At 64.3% G+C, this 12,869-nt stretch carries 12 protein-coding genes, 1 tRNA gene and 1 pseudogene; 7 read left to right on the forward strand and 7 right to left on the reverse strand.

The genetic code is table 11. The features are described from left to right. Positions 1-7 precede the first annotated feature (7 nt). Together ACYVII_RS07245 and ACYVII_RS07250 are read right to left on the reverse strand one after the other, a co-directional pair. Entirely contained in the window at positions 8-964 is a 957-nt protein-coding gene (locus ACYVII_RS07245) for an ABC transporter permease (RefSeq protein ID WP_460533256.1), read from the reverse strand. Between the two features lie 83 nt (positions 965-1,047). After that, positions 1,048-2,667 (reverse strand): ABC transporter substrate-binding protein, encoded by a 1,620-nt coding sequence (locus ACYVII_RS07250; protein WP_460533259.1) that lies wholly within the window; start codon positions 2,665-2,667, stop codon positions 1,048-1,050. A 236-nt stretch (positions 2,668-2,903) separates the two neighbouring features. On the opposite strand from ACYVII_RS07250, the gene ACYVII_RS07255 reads away from it, so the two are divergent. From ACYVII_RS07255 to ACYVII_RS07270, 4 genes are all read left to right on the forward strand, one after another. Beyond that, complete coding sequence (locus ACYVII_RS07255) at positions 2,904-3,683, forward strand: IclR family transcriptional regulator (protein ID WP_460533262.1); 780 nt, start codon at positions 2,904-2,906, stop codon at positions 3,681-3,683. A 166-nt stretch (positions 3,684-3,849) separates the two neighbouring features. Further along, positions 3,850-5,379 carry a M81 family metallopeptidase gene (locus ACYVII_RS07260; protein WP_460533265.1) on the forward strand — a complete coding sequence of 510 codons (1,530 nt, stop codon included), beginning with the start codon at positions 3,850-3,852 and terminating at the stop codon, positions 5,377-5,379. A gap of 112 nt (positions 5,380-5,491) precedes the next feature. Beyond that, positions 5,492-6,688, forward strand: coding sequence for an aspartate aminotransferase family protein (locus tag ACYVII_RS07265; protein ID WP_460533268.1), 1,197 nt, complete (start codon positions 5,492-5,494; stop codon positions 6,686-6,688). Beyond that, positions 6,685-7,071, forward strand: a complete 387-nt coding sequence (locus ACYVII_RS07270; RefSeq protein ID WP_460533271.1) for a RidA family protein — start codon at positions 6,685-6,687, stop codon at positions 7,069-7,071. The genes ACYVII_RS07265 and ACYVII_RS07270 overlap by 4 nt, the downstream gene beginning before the upstream one ends. 174 nt (positions 7,072-7,245) lie before the next feature. Here the strand turns inward: ACYVII_RS07270 and ACYVII_RS07275 are convergent, their stop codons facing one another. From ACYVII_RS07275 to ACYVII_RS07285, 3 genes are all read right to left on the reverse strand, one after another. Next, positions 7,246-7,626, reverse strand: coding sequence for a hypothetical protein (locus ACYVII_RS07275; protein ID WP_460533274.1), 381 nt, complete (start codon positions 7,624-7,626; stop codon positions 7,246-7,248). Positions 7,627-7,655: 29 nt separating this feature from the next. After that, positions 7,656-7,838, reverse strand: coding sequence for a hypothetical protein (locus ACYVII_RS07280; protein WP_460533277.1), 183 nt, complete (start codon positions 7,836-7,838; stop codon positions 7,656-7,658). 735 nt (positions 7,839-8,573) lie between these two features. Then, positions 8,574-8,969: an SOS response-associated peptidase family protein gene (locus ACYVII_RS07285; RefSeq protein ID WP_460533281.1), complete on the reverse strand. Its 396-nt coding sequence runs from the start codon at positions 8,967-8,969 to the stop codon at positions 8,574-8,576. A gap of 114 nt (positions 8,970-9,083) precedes the next feature. Between ACYVII_RS07285 and ACYVII_RS07290 the strand changes: the two are divergent. Next, a pseudogene (locus ACYVII_RS07290) lies at positions 9,084-9,277 on the forward strand (hypothetical protein); the annotation flags it as partial. 62 nt (positions 9,278-9,339) lie between these two features. Here ACYVII_RS07290 and ACYVII_RS07295 read toward each other — a convergent pair. Next, positions 9,340-9,429: transfer RNA gene (locus tag ACYVII_RS07295), tRNA-Ser, on the reverse strand. 212 nt (positions 9,430-9,641) lie between these two features. Here ACYVII_RS07295 and ACYVII_RS07300 point away from each other — a divergent pair. Beyond that, the gene (locus ACYVII_RS07300) at positions 9,642-10,430 is read left to right on the forward strand and encodes an SGNH/GDSL hydrolase family protein (protein ID WP_460533284.1); all 789 of its coding nucleotides are present in this window, start codon (positions 9,642-9,644) and stop codon (positions 10,428-10,430) included. On the opposite strand, the gene ACYVII_RS07305 is transcribed toward ACYVII_RS07300, so the two are convergent. After that, positions 10,399-11,325, reverse strand: a complete 927-nt coding sequence (locus ACYVII_RS07305) for an alpha/beta fold hydrolase (protein ID WP_460533287.1) — start codon at positions 11,323-11,325, stop codon at positions 10,399-10,401. The two genes, ACYVII_RS07300 and ACYVII_RS07305, sit on opposite strands and share 32 nt — an antisense overlap. A gap of 160 nt (positions 11,326-11,485) precedes the next feature. Between ACYVII_RS07305 and radA the strand changes: the two genes are divergently transcribed. Beyond that, on the forward strand, positions 11,486-12,838 hold the full coding sequence (gene radA / locus ACYVII_RS07310) for a DNA repair protein RadA (protein ID WP_460533290.1): 1,353 nt from the start codon (positions 11,486-11,488) through the stop codon (positions 12,836-12,838). Positions 12,839-12,869 lie beyond the last annotated feature (31 nt).

Consider the following 12,869-nt stretch of genomic DNA (forward strand, 5'->3'; position numbering starts at 1 on the left):
GCTGGGATCATCGGAACCGCACCCGCGGATCGATCGCGGCCGTCACCACATCGGCCAGCAGGTTCGAGATGACGACGAGGATCGCGATCATCATGTCGAAACCCATCAGGACCGGATAGTCGCGATTGGTGATCGCGTTGATCGCCATCTGCCCTGTGCCGGGCCACGCGAACAGAGTCTCGATGATGACCGCGCCGCCGAACATGAGCGGGATGTTCATGGCGACGATGTTCACGAGCGGAACCAGCGAGTTGTAGAACGCGTGCCGCAACACGATCCGGGAGGGTCGAAGCCCCTTGGACCGCGCCGTCAGGAGGAAGTCCTTCCCGAGCACGTCCAGCATGTTCGTGCGCACCCAGGGCACGAAGGTCGCGGCCGAGGCGACAGCGAGACAGCCGGCGGGCATGATCAGGTGCTGGAAGAGCCCGCCCCACCCGCCGCCCGGCGTATTCATGCCCGCCGTGGGCAGCCATCTCAGCGTGATCCCGAACACGTACATCCCGATCATGCCGAGGAAGAACACTGGTACGGAAAGCCCCAGAAGCGAGCTGCCCTGAATGAGCTGATCGGTCACGGTATTGCGCCTCAGCGCCGCGATGATACCGAAGACGATTCCGATGGCGAGGCCCACGATCAGTCCGGTCCCGGTCAGCCACAGCGTGGCTCCCAGCCGTTCGCCGATGACCTGAGTCACCGGCTGGCCCGTCTGATACGACGTGCCGAGGTGGCCCTGGAGCACCTGGGCCAGCCATTTCACGTACTGCACCGGGAGAGGCTGGTCAAGCCCGAGCTCCTTCGCCATAGCGGCCTGGGCGGCCTCGACGTTCCCCTGGTATGTGAGCGGGTTGATGTAGAGATCGGTCGCGTTGCCCGGCACCAGATGTAGCAGTCCGAATAGCGCGATGCTGATGCCGAAGAGTGTGACAATCCCCATCCCAATTCGCTTGACGACGTAGACGATCACCGTCGCTCACCTCCCTTCACGTGTCCGGGTGGGCTGCAGAGTCCCGCAGCCCACCCGTCATCCCGGTGAATGCCGTCATGCTGTCACTTCGACGACACTGTCCAGTTCTCGGCCGTCTGGAGCGCCGTGATCGGATCGAATCCGTGCACCCGGGATGTCGTGCCCCAGATGGACTGTTCGACGTACAGGGGAATGGATGGCACATCTCCATTGAGGATCGAATTGATCTGCTTGTAGATGCTCTGCCGCTTGCTCTGGTTTGAGGTCGACATTCCTTCGGCCGACAGCTGATCGACCCGAGCATTCGAGTACTTGGAGATGTTAAGTGTGCCCGTGGTCGTGTATCGCTGACTGATGGTCGCACCCGGATCGGCGGGGTTCACCGCGAGCACGGTGATCAGGAGGTCAAAATCCTTACGGTCGGTGGAAACGAGGGCACTGACCTGGGCAGGCTGAAGCTGAGTGACTTTCGCGTTGATTCCGACCGCCTGGAGTTCGCCGGCGATGATCGTCATCGTAGCGTCGCGGTCGGCCTGCCCGGGGACGATGTCCAGGTTGACCGGCGTGCTCGGGTTCCAGTTGGCCGCCTTGAGCAGCTCTTTCGCCTTCGTGGGGTTGTAGCTGTAGTCCACGAGGTTCTTTGGCAGCGCCCAGCTGGGCTTGAAGATCATCGTCTGCGGGACTGTGGCGTGGCCAGCCAGAACGTTCTTCACGATCGACTGGCGATCGATCGCATAGAGGATCGCCTGACGGACTTTCGCGTTAGACAGGAGGCCGTTGTCCAGGGCGGTCCACAGCGACATGACACTGTTGCCGGTCGATTCGACGATGTTGACGCCTGAGCTTCCCTTCAACTGAGCAACGTCCGCGGCGGCTACTTGAGCGATGTCAATCTCACCCGTCTGAAGCTGCGCCTCGGCGGTGCTGCCCGTCTCGTATTGCGCATAGATATGTGCGAGCGGATGCCGTTCTGCACTCATCTTGTTCGGCACGAACTCGATCTCTCCGGCATTCACCCACTTGGAGAAGGTGTACGGTCCGATTCCAACGCTCGGCTCATGGAACATCTGGCTTCCGGAGAACGTGGCCGGATCGATGGACTCGAAGATGTGCTTCGGGACGATGTTGAGGTTGGTTAGACCGCCCACGAAAGAAGCGTTCGGAGCAGCGAGCGTGATCTTGACGGTGTGGTCGTTCGGTGCGGTGATCCCGCTGATGTCTTTGGCCTTCCCCGAAGTGAAGTCCGCTGCGCCCACCACGCCGGCGAAGGTGCCGGCATACGTCGACTTCGTCGCAGGGTTCGTGTACGTGTCGAAGCTATAGACGACATCGGCCGCCGTGAACGGGGTGCCGTCGCTCCACTTCGTGGAGGCCAGGTGGAACGTCCAGACGGTGGCGTTGCTATTGGAGGACCACGAGCTGGCGAGCACCGGGATGTAGTCCGAGGCGCCCTGGAGCAGCAGCGGGCGATACTGGAGCCCGGCAATCTGCTGGTCGGCGCCGTTCAAGGCGGTGAACGGATTGAAGCTGTCTGGCTGCTGGTAGAGCTGGAAGTGGATGTCGCCGGATACTGACGATGTCGTCGACCCTGATGCAGAGGATGACGAGGGAACGCTTCCCGGTGCTGTGCAGGCCGCCAAAGTGAGAGCCGCTGTCCCGGCAACAACAACGGCAAGCACCCGGGTTCGGGTCAATGGTGACATGGGACGCCTCTCAGTTCATGTCGACGGAGGCACCATTGCCCCCGTAGCTTTTACCGATATTCCACTACGTGAAACACGCGATTCCGGTATCGTTGATATTAGCTCCGACTCAGTCACCCTTGTCAACAGGAAACAGCGGCTTCTTGTCGTTCGGGTGACATCCGGAGGTCGAAACGGCGCGGCGGATACCATGCCGCTAGGGCGACGCCACTCGCGTCGCCGAGGAGGGATGCACTATGGCAACTCGACAGCTGGACGCGAAGTCCGTGGACAACTCCTACTCGAGTCGCTCGGTTCAGCGCGTCTGCGACATCCTGGACGCGCTGGCCGCCGCCCCCCTCGGAGCGACGCTCTCCGAGGTCGCGGCAATGACTGACATGCCGCGCAGCACTGCCTTCCGCTACCTCGGCACCCTAGAAGAACGACGCTTCGTCGAGCGAGACTCGGAGGGGAACCTTTTCCGCCTCGGACAAGCCTTCGGGAATCAACCGGACAGCAGTCGGATACGCCTAGCCGCTGTGGCGCAACCCACGCTCGAAAAGCTGCGCGATCAGCTTGGCGAGACGACCAACCTCGGCATCCTGGAGGGCACGAGCGTCGTCCATGAACTCGTCCTCGAGAGTCCTCAGATCATGCGCGTGGCAGCTCGTCCCGGCGAACGCGGAATGGTGCACGCGACGGCACTAGGCAAAGCGATGTGTGCCGAACTCCCACCGGAACGCATCCTGGCAATTCTCGATGCCGCCGGGCTGCCGGCGATCACCCCGAGAACGATCACCGACATCAACCAGTTCGATCGAGAGCTGCAGCGAGTGCGGAAACAGGGCTATGGCCTGGATGATGCTGAAAATCAGGCGGACGCCTTGTGTATAGCGGTGGCGATCCCACGGGTTCCCCTGCCCGCGGCGATCAGCATCAGCGCCCCTGCCAGCCGGCTGGGAAGAGACGATGTTCCGTCCGTGGCGCGAAAGCTGGCCGTGGCAGCGGCCACCATCTCGCGCCACTTCAACAGCTGATCGACATGGTTCCCGCCTAGGCCCAGGACGAATTGACAACGCGTTCGCGAGATGTCAACATCGTATCCACACAGCGGAACACGCCGTTTTATTGAGTGCAACGCACCGGAGCGCTGTGGAGCGCGATGATGCGGCTCCGGCGCGACGCGGAAGTCGGGGTCCTAACGTGCGGAAGGCGTCGGATCGCAGTCGTTTGCGCGTCGGCTTGCTCGGCTTGTGGCACGAAGCAAACACCTTCACAACACCGCTGCTCGATCGCAGTGATCTAGCACGCTTCGGCATCCTCGTCGGTGAAGAGATCGTGCATCGTTTCCGGGACGGCACGGCTACGATGAGCGGCTTCCTAGATGTCGCGGAGAATGACGTCGAACTGATTCCGCTGCGCACGGTGATGTGCATCCCGGGTCCACCCATCGCGGCCGAAGCGTTCAAAGCCGAGGTGGATGCGATGTGTGAGTGCCTCGCCTCGGCGGGACGGTTGGACGTGGTCCTAGCGATGCAGCACGGAGCATGTGTTGCAGAAGGTTGTCTCGACGCCGACGGCTACATGCTGGCGAGGTACCGGGACATCGTCGGTTCCGGCACGGTGCTTGCCACCGGACTCGACCTTCATGCCAATGTCTCCGACCTCATGCTCGACTCAGTCGACCTGCTGAACGCCTACCAGACCAATCCGCACGTGGATCCTCGCCAGCAAGGGCGCCGGATCGCGGAGCTCGCTATCGCCACCGCTCGCCACGAGGTTCGCCCTACGATCGGCTGCACGACGATCCCGGCAGTGCCCAACATCCTCCAGCAGAACACAGGCATGGAGCCGATGAGATCGATCGTCGCCGCGGCCGAACGCGTGCAGAAACGCGAAGGCGTGCTCTCTGCGGTAGTGACAGAGGGCTATCCCTATGCCGACGTTCCCGAAATGGGCATGAGGGCCATCGTCATTACAAACGGCGATCAGGACGCCGCGCAACGGTATGCCGACGAACTCGCCGAATTTGTATGGGCCCAGCGTGAACTCCTGTCAGCGACCGCGCCCGACACCGACGCAGCGATGACGTCACTGCCTCCGAGAACGGATGAGGGCCCCACCCTCGTTCTGGACGTCGGGGACAACATCGGCGCTGGATCCGCCGGAGACTCGGTGGTACTACTCCATGCCGCCCGACGGCTCGACATCCGCCGGCTAGCCGCGATAGTCGTAGACCCGATGGCGGTAACGCGCTGCAACGCTGTCGAGCCGGGCACCTCCTTTGAGCTCACGTTCGGAGGCTGGTCGGATCCTTCCGTGGGGCCACCGCTGACCGCACAGGTGGCGGTGCTCGCACGACACGACGGCCGCTTCACCGCGACAGGACCCGTACATGCAGGGCTCGAACATCACGAAGCGGGCCCGTCTGTGCTCATCCGGCTCGACACCGAGCAGCTGGTCTTGCTCACATCCGACGCCGTGATGCCGGTGACGCCCGTCCAGCTTCAGATCGCCGGTGTCGACCTGGAAGCGCTCGACGTCGTTATCGCGAAGGGCGTCCACTCCCCGCTAGCCGGGTACGGTCCGGTCACCGGTGAATGCGTCGCCGTGGACACTCCTGGTGCAAGCGCCGCCAGCCTGGACCGCCTGACATATCGGCATCGTCGGGTGCCGATGCTTCCATTCGAGCCCGAGACTGCGGCACCTGCGTACCATCACCGCCTACCGTGAGGAGCGACTCTCAATGCAGCTCATCGAATCCTGGCCGACATCAGACGCACTATTAGACCGAGCGAGACGAACCGTCGGCGCCGGCGGCGTATCGACCGGCCTTCGCGCGCAGATGAAGCCCCACCCACTGTACTTCGAGCGCGGTGAGGGGCAATATCTGTTCGATGTCGATAGTCACCGGTACGTCGACTATGTACTGGGCTGGGGGCCGGTCATCCTCGGCCACGCCCACCCCGATGTCACTCGAGCAGTAATCGAGCAGGCGACGAAGGGAGCTACCTACGGCGCGAATCACCGCGCCGAGTTCGAAGTGGCCGAGATGGTGACGGCCGCTGTCCCAGGCGCCGAACGCGTGCTCTGGTCGAACACCGGCTCCGAGGCCGATCAGATCGCACTCAGGCTTGCTAGGGCTGCAACGGGGCGGCAGCGCTTCGTCAAAATGGTCGGCCACTATCACGGTTGGTCCGACACATTTCTCCTCGGCTACCGACCCGACGCCGACCACCGCTTCGACCGGGCCGGGACGCGCGGTCAGAGTCAGCATTCCCTGGACGACGCGACACTACTGCCGTTCGGTGATCTAGACGCCGCACGTGCGGCCCTGACAGATCGCTCGCTGGATCTCGCTGCCGTGTTCCTCGAACCCGTGCTCTGCAACTCCGGAGTCGTCGAGCCACCCGAGGGATATCTGTCGGGCCTGCGCCAGCTCTGCGACGAAACCGGCACCGTGCTGGTCTTCGACGAAGTGATCACCGGTTTCCGGATCGCGTACGGTGGCGCGGCAGAACGCTATGGCGTGACACCGGATCTCCTCGTCTTCGCCAAGGCCATCGCCGACGGATATCCCGTGGCTGCAGTCGCAGGGCGTGGCGACCTCATCGACCTCACCCTGAACGGCGTTACGCACGCGGGTACTTACAACGGAGGACCGCTCGTGCTCGCCGCCGCCCGTGCAACGCTCGAGACGCTCGGCCGGCCGGGAACATACGACCTGCTCGAAGAAGGCGGACGCGCGCTCGCGGACGGTCTTCGCCATGAGCTCGACATCGCACACGTGCGTGGTCTGGTCACCCACGTCGGCCCCGTAGTGCAGTGTTCACTCGAGATCGCGGATGGCGACGGCCTGAGCTACTTCCGATCCGACCAGCGACGATATGACATGGTCCTTGTCGAGATGCTGCGCCGCGGAGTCTTCGCCCTCCCGGGTGGTCGCTGGTATCTGTCGACGGTGCACACGCGAGCAGACATCGATTCGACGGTGTCTGTCTTCGGGGACGCCCTTGCGGCAGTGAGCGAGTTGGTTTCATGACGAACGTTCCAGCGGTCATCCGCGATCCCCTGCGTCCAGAGCTGCGCCAACCCTTCTCCCCCGGTCGCGTCGCCTGCGGTCTAGTCTTCGTCTCCGGCCAGGCACGTGTCGACCGGAACGCCCGCTATCTACCGGGCACCCTCGAAGAGGAGATGATGGACTCCTTGGCAGGCGTGGTTAGGCTGCTCGGTGAGACCGGATGCACGCTGGCCGATGTGGTGCAGACCCGTTGCTACCTCGGCGATCCGGCTGATCTGACCGAGTTCAACGAAATATACCTTCGCCACTTCATGGAACCGCTGCCAGCACGCACAACGCTCCTGGGCTGCCTCGGCCCGATGCGCTTCGAGATCGACGTCGTCGCGGCGATACCCCGCGCTTGAGACACTGACACCGATGCGACCCTAGGCCCGTTCTGCGGTACGCATCGCCCGTCGCTCGCCTGAATCCTACCAATCGACGAACAGCGACGAAGGCGTACTTCACGATGGCAGTGCCGACGACGTTTGGTCGGGGACGGCGCATATCCAGTTCAACTGACACCGCGGCCGGCCGGGTTACGCCTCAGCTACGCTCGCCAGCTCGATTTCGAATGACGACTCAGCAAGGGCCAGGAGGTCGGCAGCGGGCGCGTCCTGTAGTAGCACTTGGAGCTGCGCGGCAGTCAGCTCCGGGATTCGTTCAACCAGTGCGTTCGTAAGTGCACGTTTTCTCAGTGCCTCATCTTCTAGGATGCTGGCGCGAGCCGCTGCAGCCCGGCGTCCGCTCCCCCAATCTCGGATGATTTCGAGTATCCGGGAGAGGAAGTCGAAGTTGAGGTCGAGCTTGATGTCGAGTGGGTTCGAGTACTTGGCTCGCAACCGACGCGCCCGCGGAATTTCGCGCCCAAGCTCGTCGAGAGCTTCGCGGTACTCGTGTTCCGAGAAGTGCGGAATCACGAACTCAAGGGCCTCTGCGACGTGAAAGCCTACGGCAAATCCGAACGGTTCTGAAGTATTTGCGCGGCTGCGTCCTGGCGATCGACTGTCGTCTGTAGATCGGTAGCGAAAAGCACGGCGGCGTTTAGGTGCGCAAAGATCGCGGCGACGTTGCTGAAATCGGTGCGCGGTCCCAGATCCCAAGACAGGGAAAGCATCCGGTGGTCGGCCATGCCGGAACTCTAGTGCCGCGCTGTCGGCGGACCTAGTTGTACTGAGCCGTCACAGCGGCACGAGGGTCGAAGGCGTACGACGTGAGGCCGACGGCTGGGAGGGGGACGTCATCGTCGAGCGGCCCGGCACCGATGAATGGACAGCCGAGTACGACGACAGGACGCAGCCCTGGCGAGACCACAATGAGCCGACGAACGACGGTCGCAGTTGACGGCCGCCGATCTCCGGGTTAGAGGAGATCGAGCAACGTGCGTGAAAGACCGGTCGCGAATCATCGTTAGCTGCAGATTCTCGAAGTGTCTGAGGGCGGTGTATCGCTTCAGCAATGTCATGCAATAGCCGCGACTATGTCCCGGGTCACTTCGAACGACTCCCGAGGAGCCGGGAACTGGGCCTTTTCCGGTTCCCCTCAATCACGCCGCCGGCGTCGAGTCTCGTTCGGACGTGGCCAAGATACGGGCAGGTGCCGGACGAGCCCCGGCAGCAAGCACGCGGCTGCGAGCACTACAACCGCGCCATTCATGACGATGCCAACGTCCCAGCTGGCGTTGGCGGCCGTCGACAAGGGTCAACGCAACTGGTCGCCACGTCCTCAATCGCGAGGTTCGCGCATTGTGACCCAAGTCACGGCAACGCTCTCCTGCAAGCAGACATTAGCTACGTACCTCGGCTCCGCTCGCTCCCTGCGGATTGATCGTGTCAACGTTGGGTGCCTTACTGGTTGGCAACTTGAATCAGCACGATATCGAACGTATGTTCGATTCATGATCGATCCGCCGCCGATCCGTTATGACCAGGACACGTGGCTGGAGATGCGGAACAACAAGGTGCTGCCAAAGGCCGTCATTCAGCTCGCCAGTCCACTCGTAGTAGCCGCGCATCGGCACCAACGCCCTAGCCGAGGCGAAGGCGCCCTTCAAGAGCCCATTGGACGCGACCGTTTCGATACGGGCGTTGAAGTTCGGTCGTTTCGAGTCCCGCATGAATGCCGGACGGAAGTCCCACACCGCCTCATCAACGGTCCGGCGCAGTTCACCGGTTCCCGGATCCGCCCGCTCGCGCACGATCAACACGGGATCCATCGCGAAAGGCCCGCACATGCCCGCCAGCGTAACCGGCAGGGCGAACAAGAACCGAAGACGCCGACCACCCATTGAAGAGGAAGTGTGTCCCGGCGGAAACGTAGGTCCCGCGTTACCCACATCAGAAGTACGCGTTGAACGAAGGCCGTTCGGCGCAGCCTGCATACCGCGGCGAGCTTGGCGATCAGTGCCGGAGCGAACGTAAAGGCTGTGCAACGAATGCTCGGACACGCGTCCGCTGCGATGAACCTCGACGTATACGCCGACCTGTTCGATGAAGGTTTGACGCTGTCGCAGTGGCCTTGAATCAGGCTCGAGCCGGCTCGATCGACGTCAAATCTGTCGTGAAACGGTAGTGGACGGCAAAGCAAAAGCCCCGACATCCCAGTGCTTTCTGGGAGTTCGGGGCTTTCGCAGATGGCGGTACCGGTGGGATTTGAACCCACGGATGGCTTGCACCATCACATGTTTTCGAGACATGCTCCTTCGGCCGCTCGGACACGGTACCGCCGTCTACTGTACGCGACGGCGGCGCGGGCATCCAATTGACGTGAGCGAAGTAGGAGCCTCCCAGGAAAGGGGCCGGACTACGATCTGGGCGGCGACACTATGGCCGTTCACCGTAGCGTCGGCGCCACATCCGTAGCGTCGGCGCCGGGTCCGTAGCGTCGCCGCCGCATCCGTAGTCTCGGCCCAGCGGCAGCGGCATACGCTGGATCGATGCGCAGGAAACGACGGATGCCCGCACCCGTCAAGGTCGCGCTGGTCGCGTCATCCTGCATGGCAGCACTCGTCGTCGGGGGAACGGCGCTCGTGCGGTCGCTGTCCAAACGCCGCAAGCTCGCGGCCGCGGCACTGAACGAGACGCTTCCCGTCAACTCCGCGTGGTGGCGCGCTCGCGCGAAAGCCGAGGGCGAACTGCTGTACGTCGCGCTTGGTGACAGCGCCGCACAAGGGATCGGGGCGAGCGAACCGGGTCGCGGCTACGTGGGCATCCTTGCCGAACGCATCGCGCATCGCAGCGGTCTCAGCGTGCGCACGAGCAACCTCAGCGTCTCCGGCGCGACGGTCGCCCAGGCGGTCGACTACCAGCTGCCTCGGCTGGCCAAGCAGCGGCTGGACATCGTGACAGTGTCGATCGGCGCCAACGACATCGCCTCATGGGATGCCGTCAATTTCGAAGCCACACTGACCACCGTGCTCGACGCGCTGCCGCCGCACGCCATCGTCGCTGAGCTCCCCTACTCCTATCTGCCGGGCAACGAACGCAGGGTGGCCGCGGCGAACGAGATCGTCCACCGTCTCTGCCGCGAGCGCGACCTCACCGTCGCGCCGCTGCACGCGACGACGAAGCGGGCGGGCATCCTCGGCGCGCTGACGCTGTTCGCCGGCGACCGCTTCCACCCGAACGATCGCGGATACGAGTTGTGGGCATCCGCATTCGCGCCTTTCGTCGATGAGCGCGTCGATCGAGTGCTCAGCGCGCGAGCGGATGCCGCCCGTCGGTGAGGAAGTCGAGCACGCGCTTCCAGGCGGGCACGATCGCGAGGTGTCCGACCCCGTCGACGTCGTCGCGCGTCACGTTCGCCAACTGCGACGCGTACCAGTCGCCGTGCTCTGGGCCGATGGCATCCTCACTGCCGTACACGAGCAGCGTCTGCGCCTTCACGTCGGCCAGATCGAAGCCCCACGGATGCGCCGTATACGCGAGCAGGTCCGTCACCTGGCCGATCGAACCCTGTCGTACGGCATCCTGAAGCATCATCTCCAGCCGGTCGCGCACGCCCGGTCGATCGAGCACCGCGTCATCGACGTCACGCACGCCCAGCACCGAGAGCGGCGGCGGGTCGGAGGGCTGGAAGCCACGCGCCGCTGCCTCGTGTGCGAAGGCATCCGTCAGCGTCTCGAACGCCTCCTCCGCCGGCAGATGCGACAGCGCCTCGCTCTGTTCGGCCAACGGCTTGGGGATCCACTCCACCGCGTCGTTCGGAGCGGGCGTGCCGACCACTGCAACGCGGGAGATGAGCTGCGGATGCCTCGCCGCCAGCGCGAGCGCCACCCTGCCTCCCGCAGACCATCCGACGACCGAGATGCCCTTGTCCGCTCCTTCGCCGAGCGACATGCCGATCTCGGACCTCGCACGGAGGAACTGGGCGATGTCGTCCGCAGCACGGGCGACGGACGGCCAGACACCGGAGGGCAACGGGTCGGACGAGCCGTAACCCGGCCGGTCGAGCGCCACGATGTGTGCGTCGGACTGCTGCGAAACCGTCGGGTCGGGATCGAACACACCGCTCCCCGGCGCCGGGTGGCAGAACACCACGATTCTGTCGGCGACGGGATTGCCGTGCGTATTGACGCCGAGGCGGCGCCCGTCTTCGAGCGTGAAGAACTGATCAGTCATGCCCACATGATGCAGAGGACCACCGACATACGTCAGGCCTTGCGGTTCTCCACAGCGGTTGGCCTTGCACAACTCCGCCCTTCGGGACAGGCGACGTCGGTGGTGCCGCCTAGCCTGAATCCGGGTCGAACAGGCATCCCACAGCACGGTCGGAGGGTTCATGGCGAAAACGCAGGGCGGGTACCGCTGCACCGTGTGCGGTTGGACGACGGCCAAGTGGGTGGGCCGATGTGGCGATTGTCAGGCGTGGGACACCATGTCGGAGGCGGTGCAGGCATCCACTCGCGTGACGCCCACGCACATTACGGATGACCGGGCTGCCGTCCCGATCACCGACATCGGAACGGATGCCGTCTTCCACTGGACGAGCGGAGTCGGCGAGTTCGATCGCGTGCTCGGGGGCGGCATCGTGCCGGGCGCGGCGATCCTGCTGTCGGGCGAGCCGGGCGTCGGCAAGTCCACCCTGCTGCTCGAGGTCGCCTCCCGCACGGCGGCGGCGAAGTCGCGCGTGCTGTACGTCTCGGCAGAGGAGTCAGCAGGTCAGGTGCGGCTGCGCGCGGAGCGCACCGGAGCGCTGCAGCCCAGCCTCTACCTCGCGGCCGAGACCGATCTCGCCGCCGTGATCGGGCAGATCGACGCGATCGATCCGCAGCTGGTCATCGTCGACTCGGTGCAGACCGTCGCGAGCCCGTCGCTCGACGGCATCGCGGGCGGGCCGAGCCAGGTGCGCGAGGTGGCGAGCACGCTCATCCGCGTGGCGAAGGAGCGCAACCTGCCGATTCTGCTCGTCGGCCACGTCACCAAAGACGGTCAGGTCGCTGGGCCGCGCGTGCTCGAGCACCTCGTCGACGTGGTGTGTCAGTTCGAGGGCGACCGGCAGACGGCGCTGCGGTTCGTGCGTGCGCTCAAGAACCGGTTCGGGCCGACGGACGAGGTCGGATGCTTCGAGATGTCCGGCGACGGCATCGTCGAGGTTCCCGACCCGAGCGGTCTGTTCCTCAGCCGTACGACCACACCGATATCCGGCACCTGCGTGACGGTGGCGATGGAGGGCAAGCGCGCCATCCCCGTGGAGGTGCAGGCCCTCGTGATCGACACCTCCGCGCCGAACCCGCGCCGGGTCACGAGCGGAGTGGATGCCGCACGCCTGGCAATGCTGCTCGCGGTGCTCGAGAAGCGGGCCGGCGTCCGCGTCTCCGACAAGGATGTCTACGTGTCGACGGTGGGCGGAGTCCGGCTCACGGAGCCGGCGGCCGACCTCGCGATCGCCATCGCGGTGGCATCTGCGGTGCGGAACAAGGCGATCGCGCACTCGACGGTCGCGTTCGGCGAGATCAGCCTCGCAGGCGAGGTGCGTGCGGTCTCCGGCTCACGCCAGCGAGTGGGCGAGGCCAATCGCATGGGCTTCAAGGAGCGCATCGACGGCGACGTGGGCAGCATTGGCGCGGCGCTTCGCATCGCGTTCGCGACCGGCCTCAGCGACTTCGACCGGGAGCTCGACGCCGCGTTCTAACGGCCACAGCGCTTGGCCCACCTCAGCTCGG

Source organism: Humibacter ginsengiterrae (genome assembly GCF_054780115.1).